Origin of the sequence: Bacillus sp. FF-1 (assembly GCF_028548245.1) — a bacterium.
GTDB classification, from domain to species: Bacteria; Bacillota; Bacilli; order Bacillales; family Bacillaceae_G; genus Bacillus_A; species Bacillus_A paranthracis.
The window spans coordinates 740,294-758,849 of sequence record NZ_JAQQGG010000003.1 but is presented as its reverse complement, the minus strand read 5'-3'; the positions used below and the strand labels follow the sequence as shown (position 1 = coordinate 758,849).

Sequence of the window (18,556 nt, the reverse complement as noted above, 5' to 3'; positions counted from 1 at the left end):
ATGTAGTAGGCACCTTTTTTTACATGATTTGTAGGCGGAAAATATATGTGGCAATTGCTATACCGAAGAAGGCGATACTAAGCAATAGAAACAAGAATGACATTTCTTGTGGTGATTTTATCTTTTTATTATTTTTCATACTAAGTGCAATAATTGCAGCGAGTAAGAACACAATGCTCATAATGAAAAGAAAAAGTGTCATTTTAATCGACTCCCTTCATAAAACAAGTATATTGAGGATACAATGCAAGAGTTATGTTTGTAAAGGATAAGTTTTACGAGAAAATTGAGAAATAAATTCCCTATTCTTTGCGTTCTTTCTTTCGCGTGCTAAAATTGATGAGAAATGATTGTTTAAAGAAGAGATTAAAGGTTTTATTGTATATAAGGAGGAACGAAATATGACAGAAGTGAAAACAATTACTACAGAAGAAGTACAAGAGCGTTTAGAAAACGGAGAAACGTTATTTTTAGTAGATGTAAGAGAAGATGAAGAAGTAGCAACAGGGAAAATTCCAGAAGCTGTACATATTAAAATGGGGGATATCCCAAATAAAGTAGATTTCTTTGATAAAGAGAATGAATATATCTTTATTTGTCGCTCGGGAATGCGCAGTGAAAATGTATGCCATTATTTAAATGAGCAAGGCTTTAAAACAGTGAACATGGTTGGCGGTATGCTTCAATATGAAGGCGAAATCAAATAAGTAGTTTAAAAAACTTGAAACGAGTCTGTTTCAAGTTTTTTTCTTTTGCATACAGTGTACAAAAGGGGGATAGGTAAATGGGGATTAACTTACGGAAAGTAAAAATTATAAATAATACAGGGGCTGTTAATGTCGGCGATTGTTATGATATCTCACCTTTAGCTGTAGCGAAAGTGTATGCAGGTGCTGGAGGATCGAGTGCGGCTATTTTTTTAAATGGGAAAAGACAGCCGGAAGCGGTAATTCGAACATCAGTGTTTCTTCCGCCATTAGCAACGAGTACACGTACATTAGGTTCATAGAGGAAAGGTAGAGTGTAATTATGCCTGCTCATATAAAAGAGTTTGTTATTGTGAATAATACTGGGAATATATTTACAGGTGATAATTTGAGTGATACTTCATTTACTGCTTCGAAATCGTACAGTGGTTCAATGGGATGCACTTGGATTGATGTTGTTACAGTAATAGGGACGGAGACGAAGCTTTGTTTACAGCCAGGAGATTCGGTGACGACAACATATACAAGGGGTACTCCTGCTGGTACTGTAACAGGAACAAATATGGGGCAAAGTGTAAATGCATCGGGTATAGCACAAGCTGTCCCTAATACAGATAATATGGATTCAGTTGCTGGACTCCCTTAAGGAATTAAGGGAGTTTTTATTATTTAAAATAAAAATAGTCTTTGAGATTATTTTTGTAAATACATATTAAGAAGAGGTTTGTTTAATGTAAAAATAGATGGTGTGTAGGTGGTGAAAGTGTGAGAGAGCGCGATAAACAAAATTCATTAAATTCTAATTTCAGAATTTCACCAAATCTTATTGGGCCTACCTTCCCCCCTGTTCCAACTGGATTTACAGGTATAGGGATTACTGGTCCAACCGGTCCACGAGGCCCGACTGGCCCACAAGGACCGAGAGGGTTTCAAGGTCCGATGGGGGAGATGGGCCCGACAGGACCTCAAGGCGTGGAGGGAATTCAAGGACCCGTTGGACCAATAGGCGCAACGGGTCCAGAAGGACAGCAGGGGCCACAAGGGTTGAGAGGACCACAAGGAGAAACTGGAGCGACAGGACCTCAAGGTGTGCAAGGGTTACAAGGTCCGATTGGTCCAACGGGAGCGACTGGGGCACAAGGTATACAAGGGATACAGGGATTACAGGGACCAATTGGAGCGACGGGACCTGAGGGTCCACAAGGAATTCAAGGAGTCCAAGGATTACCAGGAGCAACAGGTTCACAAGGGATACAAGGAGTGCAAGGGATACAAGGTCCACAAGGACCGAGTGGAAATACAGGGGCAACTGGAGCGACTGGTGAGGGGATAACAGGTCCAACTGGGATAACAGGCCCAACAGGGATAACTGGACCATCAGGAGGACCTCCAGGTCCAACCGGTCCGACTGGAGCAACAGGTCCGGGGGGCGGACCGAGTGGAAGTACAGGGGCGACTGGAGCAACAGGAAATACAGGAGCAACAGGAAATACAGGGATAACAGGAGCAACGGGAACTACAGGTCCGACTGGAAGCACAGGAGCACAGGGCTTGCAAGGAATACAAGGGATTCAAGGACCAATTGGGCCAACAGGTCCAGAAGGTCCGCAGGGTATTCAAGGTATTCCTGGTCCGACGGGAGTAACTGGTGAACAAGGAATTCAAGGAGTTCAAGGTATTCAAGGGATAACGGGAGCAACAGGAGATCAAGGTCCACAAGGTATACAGGGGGTTATAGGGCCTCAAGGTGTAACAGGAGCAACCGGAGATCAAGGCCCACAAGGAATACAAGGAGTACCAGGGCCATCGGGAGCAACAGGACCACAGGGAGTTCAAGGGATACAAGGTGCGATGGGTGATATAGGACCAACAGGTCCAGAAGGCCCAGAGGGACTGCAGGGCCCGCAAGGAATACAAGGTGTGCCAGGGCCAGTTGGAGCAACGGGTCCAGAGGGTCCCCAGGGGATACAAGGCATTCAAGGAGTGCAAGGAGCAACAGGCCCACAAGGTCCACAAGGAATTCAGGGAATACAAGGTGTGCAAGGGATAACGGGAGCAACAGGAGTACAAGGAGCAACTGGAATTCAAGGGATACAAGGGGAAATAGGAGCAACGGGTCCAGAGGGGCCACAAGGAGTGCAAGGTGCTCAAGGGGCAATTGGTCCAACCGGTCCGATGGGGCCACAAGGAGTGCAAGGAGTACAAGGAATTCAAGGAGCGACGGGTGCACAAGGAGTGCAAGGTCCACAAGGAATTCAAGGAATCCAAGGTCCGACGGGGGCAACAGGAGATATGGGAGCAACTGGGGCGACAGGAGAAGGCGCTACAGGCCCAACAGGAGTAACTGGTCCAACAGGGGTAACAGGCCCATCTGGAGGACCAGCAGGACCGACCGGCCCAACGGGGCCATCAGGTCCGGCGGGAGTAACTGGTCCATCTGGTGGACCACCTGGCCCGACAGGAGCAACTGGAGCGACAGGAATAACAGGAGATACTGGGGCGACAGGCTCAACTGGAGTGACAGGAGCGACAGGAGAAACGGGAGCAACCGGAGTGACGGGTTTGCAAGGTCCGCAAGGAATACAAGGTGTGCAGGGAGAGATAGGTCCGACGGGTCCCCAAGGTGTTCAAGGTCCCCAAGGAATTCAAGGAGTAACGGGGGCCACTGGAGATCAAGGTCCGCAAGGGATTCAAGGCCCACAAGGCGACATAGGTCCAACCGGCCCACAAGGAATTCAAGGCCCACAAGGTTCTCAAGGAATCCAAGGAGCGACAGGGGGAACAGGAGCACAAGGCCCACAGGGAATCCAAGGTCCGCAAGGTGACATAGGTCCGACTGGGCCACAAGGTCCAACTGGAATCCAAGGGATACAAGGAGAGATAGGTCCAACAGGTCCAGAAGGCCCAGAGGGACTGCAGGGTCCGCAAGGAATACAAGGTGTTCAAGGGCCAGTTGGAGCAACGGGTCCAGAGGGTCCTCAGGGGATACAAGGCATTCAAGGAGTGCAAGGAGCAACAGGTCCACAAGGTCCGCAAGGAATTCAGGGAATACAAGGTGTGCAAGGGATAACGGGAGCAACTGGAGCACAAGGAGCAACTGGAATTCAAGGGATACAAGGGGAAATAGGAGCAACCGGTCCAGAGGGGCCTCAAGGAGTGCAAGGAATACAAGGGGCGATTGGTCCAACAGGTCCGATGGGCGCACAAGGAGTGCAAGGAATACAAGGGATTCAAGGAGCAACAGGTGCACAAGGAGTGCAAGGACCACAAGGGGTTCAAGGGATACAAGGTCCGACGGGAGCAACAGGAGAAACAGGAGCAACCGGAGCGACGGGAGAAGGATCAACCGGTCCAACAGGGGTAACCGGTCCAACAGGGGTGACAGGTCCGTCAGGAGGACCTGCCGGACCGACCGGCCCAACGGGGCCATCAGGTCCAGCAGGAGTGACAGGTCCATCAGGTGGACCACCTGGCCCGACAGGAGCAACAGGTGCGACAGGAGTAACAGGAGATACCGGGGCGACAGGCTCAACTGGAGTGACCGGAGCGACAGGAGAAACGGGAGCAACCGGAGTGACGGGTTTACAGGGGCCGCAAGGAATCCAAGGTGTTCAAGGAGAGATAGGTCCAACCGGTCCCCAGGGAATTCAAGGTCCGCAAGGAATTCAAGGTCCAACGGGGGCAACCGGAGCACAAGGTCCCCAAGGAATTCAAGGCCCACAAGGCGACATAGGTCCAACCGGCCCACAAGGAATTCAAGGTCCACAAGGTCCGCAAGGAATCCAAGGAGCGACGGGGGCAACCGGAGCACAAGGCCCACAGGGAATCCAAGGTCCGCAAGGTGACATAGGTCCGACCGGCCCACAAGGCCCACAGGGAATTCAAGGCCCGCAAGGAATTCAAGGTCCAACGGGAGCAACAGGAGAAACCGGAGCGACAGGTCCCCAAGGAATTCAAGGCCCACAGGGAATTCAAGGCCCGCAAGGAATTCAAGGTCCAACGGGGGCAACAGGATCAACCGGTTCACAAGGTCCAACTGGAGATACAGGTCCAACCGGAGCTGGAGCCACTGGAGCGACCGGGGCGACTGGAGTTAGTACAACTGCAACGTACGCGTTTGCGAATAATACATCAGGAAGTGTTATTTCTGTTTTGTTAGGTGGCACGAATATTCCGTTACCAAACAATCAAAATATTGGACCGGGAATAACTGTTAGTGGTGGGAATACTGTATTTACAGTTGCAAATGCAGGGAATTATTATATAGCCTATACAATTAATTTAACAGCAGGTTTACTTGTGAGTTCCCGTATAACTGTAAATAGTAGCCCACTTGCGGGAACGATAAATGCTCCGACAGTAGCTACCGGTTCATTTAGTGCAACAATCATTGCTAACTTGCCTGCTGGAGCTGCTGTTAGCTTACAATTATTTGGAGTAGTTGCGTTGGCTACATTATCGACGGCAACGCCAGGAGCTACTTTAACGATTATTAGATTAAGTTAATAAGGAGAAAACCTTGGGGCTTTTATGCTTCAAGGTTTTTTATCTCCTTATTTGTATGTAGTCTCATTGATTAGGAAAGTTTTACTTTATTCACATGAGTAAAAACATCGCAGTTCGAAAATATATTATAATAGAATGAAAAGAGAGAAATTTGGCAGAAAGGGAGGGTGGCGATGCAGGAGATGGTTACAGATTTTTTTGGACGCCCACTTCAAGATTTACGCATATCTGTCATTGATCGTTGCAATTTTAGATGTACATATTGTATGCCAGCGGAAGTGTTTGGGCCAGATTATGCTTTTTTGAAAGATGAGTTTTTACTGACGTTTGATGAAATTGAGCGTTTAGCAAAACTATTTGTGAGCATCGGTGTACGAAAAATTAGACTTACTGGTGGCGAGCCACTACTTCGTAAAGATTTAACAAAACTTATTGCACGTCTCGTGAAAATTGACGGGCTGTTAGATATAGGGTTAACGACCAATGCAATTCATTTAACAAAGCAAGCAAAAGTATTAAAAGAAGCTGGATTACATAGAGTAAATGTTAGTTTGGATGCAATAGATGATGATATATTTAAGGCTATTAATGGCCGGAATATTAATACGAAACCTGTTATAAAGGGAATTATAGCTGCAAAAGAGGCCGGGCTTGATGTAAAGGTAAATATGGTTGTGAAAAAAGGGATGAATGATCATCAAGTACTTCCGATGGCTGCGTATTTTAAAGAGCAAGGAATCTCGCTTAGGTTTATTGAGTTTATGGATGTTGGTAGTACAAATGGATGGAACTTTGATCAAGTCGTTACGAAGCGAGAGTTAATTGAGATGATTCATCGCGTGTATCCGCTTGAGCAAGCTGAAGCGCATTATTTTGGTGAAGTTGCGAAGAGATATCGTTACGTCGGAACAAATATTGAAGTCGGTTTTATTACTTCTGTTTCTGAGTCCTTTTGTTCCTCTTGTACGAGAGCGAGAATTTCAGCAGATGGAAAGTTTTATACTTGCTTATTTGCGACAGAAGGACTCGATCTAAGGGAGCTTCTTAGAGGGAATCTTTCAGATGAGGAGTTATTACGTGTTATACAAGATGTATGGATGAATAGAAAAGATAGGTATTCGGATGAACGGACAGAAGAAAGTGCAAAAAATCGTCCGAAAATTGAAATGTCTTATATAGGAGGATAAGAAAGGGGGCTATCGTATGCAGGAGCGATATTCAAGGCAAATATTATTTTCTGGTGTTGGAGAAGAAGGACAGAGAAAAATTAGAGAGAAGCATGTGCTTATTATTGGTGCGGGAGCTCTTGGTGCAGCAAATGCAGAAGCGATTGTTAGAGCAGGTGTTGGAAAAGTAACAATTGCGGATCGTGATTATGTAGAGTGGAGTAATTTACAAAGGCAACAATTATATACAGAAGAAGATGCAAAGCAGTATAAACCGAAGGCGGTAGCAGCGGCAGAGCATTTAAAAGCGATTAATTCTGAGGTGGAAATAAATCCGGTTGTGACTGATGTAACAGTGCAGGAAATGGAAGAGTTAGTGAAGGGTGTAGATTTAATATTAGATGCGACAGATAATTTTGAAACGCGTCTTCTTATTAATGATATTTCACAAAAGTATAATATTCCATGGATATATGGTGGTTGTGTCGGAAGCTACGGAGTAACGTATACAATTGTACCAGGAAAAACACCGTGTTTCCGCTGTTTAATGGAGCATCCAGCAAGCGGAGCAACATGTGATACGGCTGGTATTATACAGCCGGCGGTGCAATTAGTAGTTGCGCATCAAATAACAGAAGCGTTGAAAATATTAGTAGAAGACTATGGGGCGCTTCGCGAAACGATGTTATCGTTTGATCTTTGGAATAATCAACAGATGGCATTTAAAGTGAATAGACAGAAAAAAGAAACGTGTTTATCTTGCGGAAGATTACGTACATATCCGAGTTTAACATTTGAAGCACAAACGAAAACAGAAGTGTTATGTGGACGAAATACAGTACAAATCCGTCCAGGTGTGCGGAATGAATTTAATTTAGAAGAAATTAAAAAGCGCTTACAAAGAAGTGTGGATGTAAAGGCTACTCCGTATTTAGTATCGTTTCTGGTAGAGGAATTTCGTTTTGTTTTATTTACAGATGGCAGAGCTTTTATTCATGGGACGAATGATATAAATGTAGCAAAACGTTTATATACAAGATACATAGGTTGAACCTAAAGAGAAACCCTTTAGGTTCAACAGAGAGAAAATCAAGACTTTCTCGTATAATCTCCACTTTTTCCACCTGTTTTTTCAAGTAAGTACGTTTCGCCAATAATCATACCTTTATCAACAGCTTTACACATATCATACACAGTAAGGGCAGTAGCGGAAGCAGCTGTTAAAGCTTCCATTTCAACACCGGTGCTACCTTCTGTTTTAACTTTTACTTCAATCAGTAATCGATATTGTTCATCAGATTGTTTCCAATCGAAAGAAACGTCAACACCTTTTAATAATAAAGGATGACACATTGGGATAATATCAGAAGTGCGTTTCGCAGCCATAATACCAGCGATTTGTGCAACTGCTAATACGTCACCTTTCCCGATTTCATTATGAGAGATTTTATCGTAAATTTCTTTTGTAACGACAATGCTAGAGCGCGCAATTGCTGTTCGAACGGTTGCTTTTTTGTCGCTTATATCAACCATTTTCGCGCGTCCTTGGTCATTAAAGTGTGTGAATGAAGACATGGAATTCCTCCTTGAAGTAATTTCTATTTAATATATAAAGTTTAATCGAGATAAAAAAAATTGCAAATATGGGGTGAGAAACGATGGTAGAAAAACGAATTCCGATTCAAGTTGCTGAGGCAGTAGAGAGAGTAATGGAATATGCGAAAATTGGTGAAGTAGAAGAAGTTTCTATTACGGAAAGTTACGGGAGAATTCTTGGGGAGGATGTTGTCTCTGATCATGACGTTCCTCATTTTGATCGTTCTCCTTACGATGGTTTCGCAATTCGAGCGGAAGATACGAAAGAAGCAAATCAAGAGAATGCAATTGAGTTTGAAGTAATAGGAGAAATCGGAGCGGGGTCTGTTTTTCTAGATACAGTAGGATCTTTTCAGGCGGTTCGTATTATGACAGGAGCAGCTATTCCAGCGGATTGTAATGCAGTTGTAATGCTAGAACTGACGGAAGGCTTTGAGAAGAACGGAAAAACATATATGAAGTTAAAGCGTCCTTTTCATAGTGGCGACAATGTGTCATTTAAAGGGGAAGATATAAAACAAAATCAAGTTCTCGTTCAGAAAGGTGTTGCAATTAATCCAGGTGTTGCGGCCTTATTAGCGACGTTTGGATATAGTACTGTGAAAGTTGTAAAACAGCCTGTTGTTGGTATTGTGACGACAGGAAGTGAATTGTTAGAAGTACATGAGTCGTTACAGCCGGGGAAAATTAGAAATAGTAACTCTTATATGATTGCTGCTCAAATTATGAAAGCCGGAGGTAAAGTCCGATATTATGGCCAACTTGCTGACGAGTTAGATGCATGTTTTACAGCTGTTCAAGCAGCGATGGATGAAGTTGATATTTTAATTACGACAGGCGGTGTGTCGGTAGGAGATTATGACTACTTGCCAGCTATTTATGAAAGATTACAAGCGAATGTACTCTTCAATAAAATAGCGATGAGACCAGGAAGTGTAACGACTGTAGCTGAAGTGGATGGAAAGTTACTTTTCGGTTTATCAGGGAATCCGTCAGCTTGTTACGTAGGATTTGAGCTATTTGTGCATCCAGTTATAAAAACATATTTGAATGCGAAAGAACCTCACATATATAGAGCAGATGCTATTTTACAAAAAGATTTTCCAAAGCCGAATCCGTTTACTCGTTTTGTAAGAGCAAAGGTGACAATTGTGGACGGGGCATTACAAGCGATGCCGGTCGGTTTAGATAAATCGAGTGCGGTATCTTCACTTGCAGATGCGAATGCTTTTATTGTGTTGCCTGGAGGAACGAGAGGCTTTGAGGCAGGGATGAAAGTGTCTGTATTATTGTTAGAGCACGCTGAGGGATGTGATTGGCCATGGGCAAAGCCCCTTCAATCTTACAAATAGTAGGGTATCAAAATAGCGGGAAAACAACACTTGTTGAGAAAATTGTACATGTATTAACTGAAAGCGAAATGAAAGTTGCTACGATTAAACATCACGGGCATGGAGGGTTTCCAGAAGTAGCGCAAAAAGATAGTGAAAGGCATAGAAAGGCCGGTGCTGTCGTAAGTAGTGTAGAAGGTGCTGGGTTACTTTCATTGTCATCATTAAGAGAGGAATGGTCCTTGCAAGAAATTATCCGTTTATACGAGTTTTTTGAAGTGGATACAATTTTAATTGAGGGCTATAAAAAAGAGAGCTATCCAAAAGTGGTGTTACTTCGTTCTGCGGAAGATGTTGAACTTTTACATAAAGTAGAAAATATAGTAGCAGTTATTACGTGGTATGATGCTCCTGCAAACTTACGAGAAGAATATAAAGTATTTCATATAACAGAAGAAAAATTGTACATAGACTGGTTTTTACAAACGGTAAGGAGTGCGAAATGAAAAATACGTATTATGAAGTAATTGATACAGAAATTTCAATTGAAGAAGTAGCGAATAAGGTTATTCGCCGCGAATGTGGTGCTGTTACAACATTTATTGGAACGGTTAGAGAGTTTACGAAAGGGCGTCGTACATTATACTTAGAATATGTCGCTTATAAAACGATGGCAGAAAAGATGCTAGAGAAAATCGGATCAGAAGTGAAAGAGAAGTGGCCAGGTACACACGTTGCGATTACACATCGCATCGGTACACTGCAAATTTCTGATATCGCGGTTGTTGTGGCTGTTTCAACGCCGCATCGTAAAGCGGCTTATGAAGCAAATGAATATATTATGGAACGCATAAAACAAATTGTTCCAATTTGGAAAAAGGAGTTTTGGGAAGATGGAGACTCTTGGATTGGCGATCAATTAGAAAAAACGCCATATCCGGCGGGAGAGCCTGGGAAGGAGCTATAAGTATGATTCGAGTATTGTTATTTGCGAACTTGCAAGAAGAAGCAGGAAGAAGTGAATTACAAATAGAGAAAGAAAGTATTACGGTTGCAGAGTTAAAAGATGTTATTGCAAAAGAATATAATGTACCAGTCACAGAACCAATTATGGTTGCGATTAATGAAGAATATGCAAATGAAGATGATACGATTCAATCTGGTGATGTTGTTGCACTAATCCCACCAGTGAGCGGTGGTTAATATTGGATTCATTAAAACGACTTTCCTATGTAGGGAAAGTCGTTTTTTTATGGCGTTTTTGAGAACACTAACGTATAGAACAAGGAGGGCGTTATGAAAAAAATATGTGTAATGCTAACAATGATATGTTCTATCTTTTCTTTATTGCCAAGTTATTCTTTGGCAAAAGAATCGAATGAACAACTTTTAGAAAGTGCATTATTAAATCGATATTATTCTGTGATAAGACAAGTGACAGAAGATCAATATGAATGTGCTTCAGTTATCAATATAAAGCGTCTCGGCAAGAATGGTGAGTTCGTTCCTAGATATGAAGTGACGCTACAATTTCTTACATTTCAAGGAGCACATAACCCGCCGAATGATAAAGTTACGCTTACTTTGGAAGATTATTTAGATCACGTAAGGATAAAGAAAGTGGAGCGAGAAAAGAATGTTTCTGGTGCTATTGCAGAAAAGATTTGTGAAAGGGAAAAAGAAAAAATAAAAGCTCACTCTACTGATTCAGAGTGATAACCTATGACATTTAGTAAAGAAAGGTAATGAGCGATGGATATATTTTTAGCGATTTTACCAGCTATATTTTGGGGAAGTATTGTGCTATTTAACGTAAAACTGGGCGGGGGACCGTATAGTCAAACGCTCGGAACAACGCTTGGCGCGCTTATTTTCTCGATTGTTGTTTATATTTTTATGAAACCAGTATTGACTCCTACTGTTATCGGAGTTGGTATTGTGTCAGGTTTATTTTGGGCGCTTGGTCAGGCGAATCAATTAAAAAGTATTGATTTAATGGGCGTTTCAAGGACGATGCCCATTTCAACAGGACTTCAATTAGTTGCGACAACTTTATTTGGAGTCATCGTATTTCATGAGTGGTCCACAACAATATCAGTCGTCCTTGGTGTATTAGCTCTCGTTTGTATTATTATTGGTGTTATTTTAACATCTCTTCAAAGTGAAGAAGAAAAGAATGCAGAGCAAGCGGGGAATTTTAAAAGGGGCATTATCATTTTATTAATTTCAACAGTCGGTTATTTAGTTTATGTAGTAGTGATTAGACTGTTTAACGTAGATGGTTGGTCAGCTTTGTTGCCACAAGCAGTTGGTATGGTGTTAGGAGGGATTTTGCTTACGTTTAAACATCATCCATTTAATAAATATGCAATACGAAATATTATTCCAGGATTAATTTGGGCAGCTGGAAATATGTTTTTATTCATTTCGCAACCGCGTGTCGGAGTGGCAACAAGTTTCTCGTTATCGCAAATGGGAATTATTATTTCGACACTTGGTGGGATTCTTATATTAGGTGAAAGAAAAACGAAACGTCAATTAACGGGTATCGTTGTCGGTATCGTTTTTATTATTGCAGCCGGAATTATGCTAGGTATAGCAAAAAGTTAAAGGAGGTATGGAAATGTATAGTGATTTAGAAGGAAAGGTTGTCGTTATTACAGGATCAGCAAGTGGTCTTGGAAGAGCAATGGGAGTAAGGTTTGCTGCGGAGAAAGCAAAAGTAGTGATTAACTATCGCTCACGAGAATCAGAAGCGAATGATGTGTTAGAAGAAATTAAACAAGTAGGTGGAGAAGCGATTGCTGTAAAAGGTGATGTGACGGTCGAATCAGATGTGGCGAATCTCATTCAATCTGCTGTGAAAGAGTTTGGTACGCTTGACGTTATGATTAATAATGCAGGGATAGAAAATGCGGTACCATCGCATGAAATGCCGCTTGAAGATTGGAATAGGGTAATTAACACAAATTTAACAGGTGCTTTTTTAGGAAGCCGTGAAGCGATTAAATATTTTGTAGAACATGATATTAAAGGATCTGTCATTAACATGTCGAGTGTTCATGAGAAAATTCCGTGGCCGCTATTCGTGCATTATGCAGCTAGTAAGGGCGGTATGAAACTAATGACAGAAACGTTAGCGTTAGAATATGCACCAAAAGGTATTCGAGTAAATAATATAGGGCCAGGTGCAATTAATACGCCGATCAATGCAGAAAAGTTTGCTGATCCTAAAAAACGTGCTGACGTAGAAAGTATGATACCGATGGGCTACATTGGAAAACCGGAAGAAATTGCAGCAGTCGCAACGTGGCTCGCTTCCTCAGAGGCGAGTTATGTAACTGGAATTACGCTATTTGCAGATGGTGGAATGACGTTATACCCATCGTTTCAAGCTGGGCGAGGGTAATAGAAAAGGACGAAGAGATAAAACTCTTCGTCCTTTTTTACAAAAAAAAATAGCGGCCAGCTATTTTAAATTTAGTGATTAATTGTATCTTGAAGATATTCTGTTGCTTGATGTTCAGAAACATTTTGTACGAGTGCAACTTCACTAATCATCATTTTTCGGGCGTTATCTAGCATTTGTTTTTCGCTCGCATTTAAAGCTCTCTCTTTATTGCGGCGAAGTAAATCCCGAACAACTTCTGCACTATCTTGCAGATTGCCGTTTTTCATTTTTTCCATATTCATTGTATATCTTTGTTTCCAGGAAAGTGATGTATCTGATTCCCCGTTTTGAAATTCAAGAAGTATATCATCTAACGTACCTTTATCTACGATATAACGAATACCTGATTTTTGTAATTGATCCATCGGAAGCATTACTTGCATATCCTTACTAATGATACGTATTACACAATATTGACGTATTGTTCCTAATATTTCTTTCTCTTCAATGGCTTCGATGACTCCTGCGCCGTTCATTGGATAAACGATTTTATCACCAATTTGAAACAAATCATCCACCTCCATATGTGGTAACCATCTTTAATGATAGCATAAGTAAATGTAAATGTCAAATTTTATATAATACCATAATAATTATATTTGAGTCAATAAGTAAAAGCTCTTTTTATATATATTTTTTTTGCTTTTATTTATGGATGATTTTTTTAGAAAAATAGTACAGGTGGAGAAAGGAGGCATATCCACTTATTTTTAAGCATAAAATGTAAAATCGCTAATACAATATACCTAAATCCGTTCTTTGCAAAGGAGGGAGAGAAGGTGGGGCGCACAATAAAAATTGATATTACAAATAAAGTGGTAGCTAAATTTAGACCAGATTATTTGGAATTGTATACGAGTAAATTTATGATAGGTAAGTTTTATGTCTATACTGAAGGTAAACAATATGTGTTAGAAGACGGATATATATATGAAGACGGAAAGTTTTATCGCATCATAGATACGCACCGTGGCAATAATCAAGCGGCGGAGGGCTGCGATCTAGGATGGTGTTAACATGATTCGTGTAAAAGTGTTTGATGAAAGTCACGAAAAAGACTTAGAAGACGCTGTAAATGTTTTTTTGAAAAAGATTGATGATAGTAACTTTGTAGACATTAAGTACCAAGTCGGTGTTTCTATTAACGATGACGAAAACCAAATTTATTGTTTTTCAGCAATGATCGTTTATAAAGCATAAAAAAGAGCTGGATGAGCCAGCTCTTTTTTATGCTTTATGTTGGGACAACATGTGTCGGTAATACGTTCATAATAGATTGGGTTGCGCCTAATTTCTTTGTCGTTAAAAGAGGCTCCCCTGTCTCATGATTTTGGGCATCTTTACACATACCAAGGTGATAACGATCACCTAAAAATGGATCAATATAAAAACCGTTTTTGAATACTTTATCATTCGGATGTTTTTCATGGTGAATATCAGAGCAGTTAATGCAATAGAACATAGCGTTCAACCCCTTTTTATTTTTGTTTGAAAAAAGTGAGTCGGTAGTCATTTCGCTCCTAAGGAAATGTTGAGGAGAAGAGAAATAACTACCTACTCAAATGGTGGGCATATTCCTTCTGATTTTTCATATCTCGCGTAGTGTCCCTGAGGGAAGGAGGAGAGACGAAATACGCATGATATACGTAAGGCGCTTCTTCCAAGATGAATGATGGAGTTTCATGTTGAGAGAAGTTTTTATTTTTTGTTGCCTTTGTGAGTATATTATGAGGAAATGTTCGGAGGGTGTTTGTCCTGTTGAAAAAATGTTGAGAATTTCTCAACAGTAAAAAAGAGTTAGCGTTGACATGAAACTAAAAGGTGTTATATTATCGAAGTGTAACCAAAAGGTGTTATATTTGATTGCCGAATAAAGGAGAATGGAAATGGAACAACAACATACATTAACTGACATTAAACAAACGATCGTTTTTAACGCGTCTATTCAAAAGGTGTGGAATGTAGTATCAACTGCAGAAGGGATTGCCTCATGGTTTATGCCAAATGATTTCGTATTAGAGGTAGGACATGAATTTCATATACAATCACCATTTGGACCATCACCATGTAAAGTATTAGAAATCGATGAGCCAAATCATCTATCTTTTTCATGGGATACAGATGGCTGGGTTGTTTCATTTCATCTGAAAGACCTAGGAGATAATAAAACAGAATTTACGTTAATTCACGGCGGCTGGAAACACCCTGATGAAATTCTTCCGAAAGCGAATGCGAAGAGCTCTATTATTCGCGACAGAATGAGCGGAGGCTGGGTAGCGATTGTAAATGAAAAACTGAAAAAGGTTGTCGAAGGCTAAGTGTCCTCATCAGCAGCGAAATATGATGTGTTTCAAGCAATTGCTGATCCAACCCGCCGAGAAGTAATACGGTTATTAAGCGATAAAGAGTTACCGATTTCCAAAATAACGGATCATTTTCCGATGAGTCGTACTGCGGTTGTAAAGCACCTTCATATTCTTTCAGAAGCGAATTTAGTAAGTGGAAGAAAAAGCGGAAGAGAGAAAATATATCGCTTGCATCCAGAACCATTAGAGGAATTACAACAGTGGCTCTCGTATTATGAACGTTTTTGGGATAATAAATTGTCCATGCTGAAACATATTGTGGAGAATGAAGAGTAAAAGAGGATGACCGAAATGGTCATCCTCTTTCTTATTGCTCACTCGTTTGTGTAGCGGGCTTTAATAAAAGCCAAGCGATAATTAATGTACATACTGCTAATACGAAAGTGCTCATATAAATGACGTGTACACTTGATGCTAATGCAGATTGTGATTCGGTTACTACGTTTGTTGTAGTACCTCCATGTCCGCCAGATACAAGATCAAGGTTTTTAATACCACGTGCGTGAATCATCGTATTGAAGATTGTACCGAATATTGCCGCACCTAACGTTTGACTAAATGTATTAATAAATGTGTTTAAACCAACGGCTGTTCCACGTGTATGAGCTGGTACGGCTGCTTGAATTGTTACCATGTAAATCGGTGTCACAAGCCCCATTCCTAAGCCGAATAATCCGACTGCCACATAAATAAGGAACGATGGTGAATGTGTTGATAATGTAAATAATAAGAACGTAGCGACTGATAAAATGCTAGCCCCAAGTAAAATGATTTGTTTCGTTTTTAATTTTCCTACTAAGTTACCAGAGAAAATAGCTCCAAATGTCCACATAACAGGGATTGGCATTAAAATAAGTCCGGCTTCTGTTGCATTTTTTCCTAATACACCTTGGCTCCAAATTGGAAGGTACATTGTAATACTAATAATCATTGCGCCAGCGATAAGCGTTAATATATTAATCGTAGATAATGTACGGTTAGAGAAAAGTGCTAGCGGAATTAATGGTTCCGGAGATTTTTTCTCGATGAATAAGAAAATAATGAATGAAACGACGGCGAAGATTAATAGGCCGATAATTGTTATATCTCCCCAGTTTTGCTTACTGCTACCTGTTAATAATGCGTATAGTAGAGCAATCGTACTTAGTGAGAATACTGTTGCACCAAGATAGTCGATATGGTGCTTAGCAGGCTTAATAGATTCTTTGTAGTAAATGGCAATCATTAAGCAAGCGATAATTCCAAATGGAACGTTTAAGAAGAAAATATAACGCCAAGAAAGAGAATCAACTAAAAATCCGCCGACTAATGGTCCGATAACACCTGAGACACCCCAAACAGCACTTATCCATCCTTGTGCTTTTGCGCGGTCTTTCGCTTCGTCATATAAGTCACCAATGATTGTCATAGTAATTGGCATGACAGCACCAGCACCTAAACCTTGAAGGGCACGAAAGACGATAAGTTGTTCCATCGATGTAACGACACCGCAAAGTGCAGAACCGACTAAAAAGATTGTAGCTCCAATAAGTAAAACTTTTTTACGGCCAAATAAATCAGCTAGCTTTCCGTATATTGGAGTTGAAACCGCTGTGGCAAGCATGTAAATTGCGTAAACCCAGCTAACAAGTTCAACGCCGGATAAATCACTCGTTATACGAGGGATCGCTGTACTAACAATCGTTCCTTCTACAGCAGAAAGAAACGTCATTAGCATTAAAGACATCATGACTTTTTTTCTCATATGTTTTCCCCTTACCCTTTTTCAAATATTCAACAATATAAAATATAAAGGTACTAAGGTAAATAAAGCAACAAAAAAGCAATGGAAAGTTAAGGGGAGGGGATATTTGTCGTTTTTTGTCGGTAAGTCGATATATTTGAAAAATCGCCGATATAAGTAGCAGAATCGCTGATATATTTGGAAAATCGCCGATATAAGTAGCAGAATCGCTGATATATTTACAGAATCGCCGATATAATTTCATGTACCTATAAAAAAAAGAAACAGGAATCCCTGTTTCTCAGTTTAATATTGCATTTTCGCGTTTTCTCCAGCTGTCGTTCCGGCAATTCTACCAGTAACGAGAGCAGATGTAATGTTATAGCCACCAGTATAACCGTGAATATCAAGAACTTCCCCGCAGAAATATAAGCCGTTCGTGAATTTAGAAGACATTTCTTTCGGGTTAATTTCTTTAACGGATACACCGCCGCCAGTAACGAATGCTTTTTCAATTGACTGCGTACCATTTACATTTACAGTAAATTCTTTAAAGTCTTTCACAAGTGCACGAATCTTCTCGTGAGAAACTTGTCCAGCTTGCTCGCTGCCATCAATTTCATTTTTTTCTAATAAGAATAGGAAGTAACGTTCAGGAACATAACCTTTTAACACGTTTTTAATTCCTTTTTTCGGATCTTCTTTCATTTGTTTCAGCATGCGCTGGAATAGTTGTTCACTATTTTCTTCTGGCAATGCATCGATGCTCATTTGCACTGTATTCGTTTTGAACTTTTTCAGTGCTTTTACAACGAATTGACTACAGCGAAGAGCAGCAGGACCAGATAAACCGAAGTGAGTGAAGAGCATGTCCATTTTGTGAGAAATGATAGCTTTTCCTTTCGGGTTTAATACACTTAAGTTTACGTCTCGTAAAGCGAGGCCTTGTAGTGAACGGTCTCGAATAAATGGTTCGTTTGAAAGGATTGGTACTTCTGTTGGGAATAATTCTGTAATTGTATGACCAGCTTTTTCTGCCCAAGCATATCCGTCTCCAGTAGAACCGGTTTGAGGAACTGATTTTCCGCCAACAGCGATAACGACGTGATTTGTTTCTAGCACTTCGCCAGTCTTTAGTACGACTGCTTTCGTTTGACCATTTTCATATTCAATCGTTTCAACAGGTGTATTCGTGCGGATCTTTACACCTAAATCTTTTAATCGTGTTAAAAGTGCGTCTACTACCGATTGGGCTTTATTTGAAACAGGGAACATGCGGCCATGATCCTCTTCTTTCAGTTTTACACCGAGATTTTCGAAGAATGTAATAATATCTTCATTATTAAAAATAGAAAAAGCGCTGTATAAGAAGCGGCCATTTCCTGGTATATGTTTAACGATCTCATCAAGTGGTAGACGGTTCGTTACGTTACAGCGGCCGCCACCAGAAATCGCAAGTTTACGCCCTAGTTTATTTCCTTTATCAAGAAGCAAGACGCTTGCGCCTTCTTCTGCAGCACCGATTGCAGCCATTAGCCCAGAAGGCCCGCCGCCGATGACAATAACATCATAATGCATAATATATCGACCTCATTTTCTACATTTCCTGCCTAAAAGAATAGCATGTTTTCCCTTAAAAGAAAAATAGAGTGAAGTACTGCTTAAGGAGAGAATTGTGGTACAATACAAAAGTTAGAGTTCAGCACTATC

The 18,556-nt window shown here is 41.0% G+C and carries 23 protein-coding genes; 17 read left to right on the top strand and 6 right to left on the bottom strand.

The window, feature by feature from the left end; genetic code table 11:
• Nucleotides 1–19 precede the first annotated feature (19 nt).
• The gene (locus tag PQF83_RS14440) at nt 20–202 is read right to left on the bottom strand and encodes a hypothetical protein (RefSeq protein WP_000171893.1); all 183 of its coding nucleotides are present in this window, start codon (nt 200–202) and stop codon (nt 20–22) included.
• A gap of 199 nt (nt 203–401) precedes the next feature.
• Here PQF83_RS14440 and PQF83_RS14435 point away from each other — a divergent pair, with 199 nt between their 5' ends.
• The 6 genes from PQF83_RS14435 (at nt 402) to PQF83_RS14410 (ending at nt 7,430) form a co-directional block, all read left to right on the top strand.
• Nucleotides 402–707 (top strand): rhodanese-like domain-containing protein, encoded by a 306-nt coding sequence (locus PQF83_RS14435; RefSeq protein ID WP_000141219.1) that lies wholly within the window; start codon nt 402–404, stop codon nt 705–707.
• 77 nt (nt 708–784) lie between these two features.
• Nucleotides 785–1,009 (top strand): spore germination protein, encoded by a 225-nt coding sequence (locus PQF83_RS14430; RefSeq protein WP_000512463.1) that lies wholly within the window; start codon nt 785–787, stop codon nt 1,007–1,009.
• A gap of 20 nt (nt 1,010–1,029) precedes the next feature.
• Nucleotides 1,030–1,353: a hypothetical protein gene (locus PQF83_RS14425; RefSeq protein WP_001110853.1), complete on the top strand. Its 324-nt coding sequence runs from the start codon at nt 1,030–1,032 to the stop codon at nt 1,351–1,353.
• Between the two features lie 119 nt (nt 1,354–1,472).
• Complete coding sequence (locus PQF83_RS14420; RefSeq protein WP_001209153.1) at nt 1,473–5,213, top strand: BclA-related collagen-like exosporium protein; 3,741 nt, start codon at nt 1,473–1,475, stop codon at nt 5,211–5,213.
• Between the two features lie 173 nt (nt 5,214–5,386).
• Nucleotides 5,387–6,400, top strand: coding sequence for a GTP 3',8-cyclase MoaA (moaA, locus tag PQF83_RS14415; RefSeq protein WP_001157135.1), 1,014 nt, complete (start codon nt 5,387–5,389; stop codon nt 6,398–6,400).
• Nucleotides 6,401–6,416: 16 nt separating this feature from the next.
• Complete coding sequence (locus PQF83_RS14410; protein WP_001158102.1) at nt 6,417–7,430, top strand: molybdopterin-synthase adenylyltransferase MoeB; 1,014 nt, start codon at nt 6,417–6,419, stop codon at nt 7,428–7,430.
• Between the two features lie 38 nt (nt 7,431–7,468).
• Here the strand turns inward: PQF83_RS14410 and moaC are convergent, their stop codons facing one another.
• A complete protein-coding gene (gene moaC, locus PQF83_RS14405; RefSeq protein ID WP_000094151.1) occupies nt 7,469–7,954 on the bottom strand; it encodes a cyclic pyranopterin monophosphate synthase MoaC in 486 nt (161 codons plus the stop codon).
• Between the two features lie 83 nt (nt 7,955–8,037).
• Between moaC and moeA the strand changes: the two genes are divergently transcribed.
• From moeA to PQF83_RS14370, 7 genes are all read left to right on the top strand, one after another.
• Nucleotides 8,038–9,327: a molybdopterin molybdotransferase MoeA gene (gene moeA / locus PQF83_RS14400; RefSeq protein ID WP_000229678.1), complete on the top strand. Its 1,290-nt coding sequence runs from the start codon at nt 8,038–8,040 to the stop codon at nt 9,325–9,327.
• A complete protein-coding gene (mobB, locus tag PQF83_RS14395; RefSeq protein ID WP_000513637.1) occupies nt 9,297–9,812 on the top strand; it encodes a molybdopterin-guanine dinucleotide biosynthesis protein B in 516 nt (171 codons plus the stop codon). Before moeA ends, mobB begins: the two co-directional genes overlap by 31 nt.
• Nucleotides 9,809–10,273, top strand: a complete 465-nt coding sequence (gene moaE, locus PQF83_RS14390) for a molybdopterin synthase catalytic subunit MoaE (protein ID WP_000799835.1) — start codon at nt 9,809–9,811, stop codon at nt 10,271–10,273. The genes mobB and moaE overlap by 4 nt, the downstream gene beginning before the upstream one ends.
• A 2-nt stretch (nt 10,274–10,275) precedes the next feature.
• Nucleotides 10,276–10,509, top strand: a complete 234-nt coding sequence (moaD, locus tag PQF83_RS14385; protein ID WP_000621789.1) for a molybdopterin converting factor subunit 1 — start codon at nt 10,276–10,278, stop codon at nt 10,507–10,509.
• Between the two features lie 93 nt (nt 10,510–10,602).
• Complete coding sequence (locus PQF83_RS14380; RefSeq protein WP_000717662.1) at nt 10,603–11,022, top strand: DUF3888 domain-containing protein; 420 nt, start codon at nt 10,603–10,605, stop codon at nt 11,020–11,022.
• Between the two features lie 36 nt (nt 11,023–11,058).
• The gene (gene glcU, locus PQF83_RS14375) at nt 11,059–11,916 is read left to right on the top strand and encodes a glucose uptake protein GlcU (RefSeq protein WP_000350871.1); all 858 of its coding nucleotides are present in this window, start codon (nt 11,059–11,061) and stop codon (nt 11,914–11,916) included.
• A gap of 13 nt (nt 11,917–11,929) precedes the next feature.
• The gene (locus PQF83_RS14370) at nt 11,930–12,715 is read left to right on the top strand and encodes a glucose 1-dehydrogenase (RefSeq protein WP_000286687.1); all 786 of its coding nucleotides are present in this window, start codon (nt 11,930–11,932) and stop codon (nt 12,713–12,715) included.
• A gap of 71 nt (nt 12,716–12,786) precedes the next feature.
• Here PQF83_RS14370 and PQF83_RS14365 read toward each other — a convergent pair whose 3' ends face one another.
• A complete protein-coding gene (locus PQF83_RS14365; RefSeq protein WP_001998466.1) occupies nt 12,787–13,281 on the bottom strand; it encodes a CarD family transcriptional regulator in 495 nt (164 codons plus the stop codon).
• A 255-nt stretch (nt 13,282–13,536) separates the two neighbouring features.
• Between PQF83_RS14365 and PQF83_RS14360 the strand changes: the two genes are divergently transcribed.
• Both PQF83_RS14360 and PQF83_RS14355 read left to right on the top strand, forming a co-directional pair.
• The gene (locus tag PQF83_RS14360; protein ID WP_000533800.1) at nt 13,537–13,773 is read left to right on the top strand and encodes a DUF2553 family protein; all 237 of its coding nucleotides are present in this window, start codon (nt 13,537–13,539) and stop codon (nt 13,771–13,773) included.
• Nucleotide 13,774: 1 nt separating this feature from the next.
• Nucleotides 13,775–13,957 (top strand): sporulation protein Cse60, encoded by a 183-nt coding sequence (locus tag PQF83_RS14355; protein ID WP_000621751.1) that lies wholly within the window; start codon nt 13,775–13,777, stop codon nt 13,955–13,957.
• A gap of 34 nt (nt 13,958–13,991) precedes the next feature.
• On the opposite strand, the gene PQF83_RS14350 is transcribed toward PQF83_RS14355, so the two are convergent.
• Nucleotides 13,992–14,219, bottom strand: coding sequence for a DUF3973 domain-containing protein (locus tag PQF83_RS14350; protein WP_000498984.1), 228 nt, complete (start codon nt 14,217–14,219; stop codon nt 13,992–13,994).
• 424 nt (nt 14,220–14,643) lie between these two features.
• Here PQF83_RS14350 and PQF83_RS14345 point away from each other — a divergent pair, with 424 nt between their 5' ends.
• Both PQF83_RS14345 and PQF83_RS14340 read left to right on the top strand, forming a co-directional pair.
• Entirely contained in the window at nt 14,644–15,075 is a 432-nt protein-coding gene (locus PQF83_RS14345; protein ID WP_000437668.1) for an SRPBCC family protein, read from the top strand.
• Nucleotides 15,076–15,399: an ArsR/SmtB family transcription factor gene (locus PQF83_RS14340; RefSeq protein ID WP_000098837.1), complete on the top strand. Its 324-nt coding sequence runs from the start codon at nt 15,076–15,078 to the stop codon at nt 15,397–15,399.
• A 31-nt stretch (nt 15,400–15,430) separates the two neighbouring features.
• On the opposite strand, the gene PQF83_RS14335 is transcribed toward PQF83_RS14340, so the two are convergent.
• A complete protein-coding gene (locus PQF83_RS14335) occupies nt 15,431–16,867 on the bottom strand; it encodes an MDR family MFS transporter (RefSeq protein ID WP_001228033.1) in 1,437 nt (478 codons plus the stop codon).
• Nucleotides 16,868–17,152: 285 nt separating this feature from the next.
• Complete coding sequence (locus PQF83_RS14330) at nt 17,153–18,424, bottom strand: NAD(P)/FAD-dependent oxidoreductase (protein ID WP_000558878.1); 1,272 nt, start codon at nt 18,422–18,424, stop codon at nt 17,153–17,155.
• Nucleotides 18,425–18,556: the final 132 nt, after the last annotated feature.

What these genes read in the sequence shown, in the direction of transcription:
- PQF83_RS14440 (WP_000171893.1), bottom strand. Translation starts at nt 202, where the DNA reads ATGACACTTTTTCTTTTCATTATGAGCATTGTGTTCTTACTCGCTGCA.
- PQF83_RS14435 (WP_000141219.1), top strand. Translation starts at nt 402, where the DNA reads ATGACAGAAGTGAAAACAATTACTACAGAAGAAGTACAAGAGCGTTTA.
- PQF83_RS14430 (WP_000512463.1), top strand. Translation starts at nt 785, where the DNA reads ATGGGGATTAACTTACGGAAAGTAAAAATTATAAATAATACAGGGGCT.
- PQF83_RS14425 (WP_001110853.1), top strand. Translation starts at nt 1,030, where the DNA reads ATGCCTGCTCATATAAAAGAGTTTGTTATTGTGAATAATACTGGGAAT.
- moaA (WP_001157135.1), top strand. Translation starts at nt 5,387, where the DNA reads ATGCAGGAGATGGTTACAGATTTTTTTGGACGCCCACTTCAAGATTTA.
- PQF83_RS14410 (WP_001158102.1), top strand. Translation starts at nt 6,417, where the DNA reads ATGCAGGAGCGATATTCAAGGCAAATATTATTTTCTGGTGTTGGAGAA.
- moaC (WP_000094151.1), bottom strand. Translation starts at nt 7,954, where the DNA reads ATGTCTTCATTCACACACTTTAATGACCAAGGACGCGCGAAAATGGTT.
- moeA (WP_000229678.1), top strand. Translation starts at nt 8,038, where the DNA reads ATGGTAGAAAAACGAATTCCGATTCAAGTTGCTGAGGCAGTAGAGAGA.
- mobB (WP_000513637.1), top strand. Translation starts at nt 9,297, where the DNA reads ATGGGCAAAGCCCCTTCAATCTTACAAATAGTAGGGTATCAAAATAGC.
- moaE (WP_000799835.1), top strand. Translation starts at nt 9,809, where the DNA reads ATGAAAAATACGTATTATGAAGTAATTGATACAGAAATTTCAATTGAA.
- moaD (WP_000621789.1), top strand. Translation starts at nt 10,276, where the DNA reads ATGATTCGAGTATTGTTATTTGCGAACTTGCAAGAAGAAGCAGGAAGA.
- PQF83_RS14380 (WP_000717662.1), top strand. Translation starts at nt 10,603, where the DNA reads ATGAAAAAAATATGTGTAATGCTAACAATGATATGTTCTATCTTTTCT.
- glcU (WP_000350871.1), top strand. Translation starts at nt 11,059, where the DNA reads ATGGATATATTTTTAGCGATTTTACCAGCTATATTTTGGGGAAGTATT.
- PQF83_RS14370 (WP_000286687.1), top strand. Translation starts at nt 11,930, where the DNA reads ATGTATAGTGATTTAGAAGGAAAGGTTGTCGTTATTACAGGATCAGCA.
- PQF83_RS14365 (WP_001998466.1), bottom strand. Translation starts at nt 13,281, where the DNA reads ATGGAGGTGGATGATTTGTTTCAAATTGGTGATAAAATCGTTTATCCA.
- PQF83_RS14355 (WP_000621751.1), top strand. Translation starts at nt 13,775, where the DNA reads ATGATTCGTGTAAAAGTGTTTGATGAAAGTCACGAAAAAGACTTAGAA.
- PQF83_RS14350 (WP_000498984.1), bottom strand. Translation starts at nt 14,219, where the DNA reads ATGTTCTATTGCATTAACTGCTCTGATATTCACCATGAAAAACATCCG.
- PQF83_RS14345 (WP_000437668.1), top strand. Translation starts at nt 14,644, where the DNA reads ATGGAACAACAACATACATTAACTGACATTAAACAAACGATCGTTTTT.
- PQF83_RS14335 (WP_001228033.1), bottom strand. Translation starts at nt 16,867, where the DNA reads ATGAGAAAAAAAGTCATGATGTCTTTAATGCTAATGACGTTTCTTTCT.
- PQF83_RS14330 (WP_000558878.1), bottom strand. Translation starts at nt 18,424, where the DNA reads ATGCATTATGATGTTATTGTCATCGGCGGCGGGCCTTCTGGGCTAATG.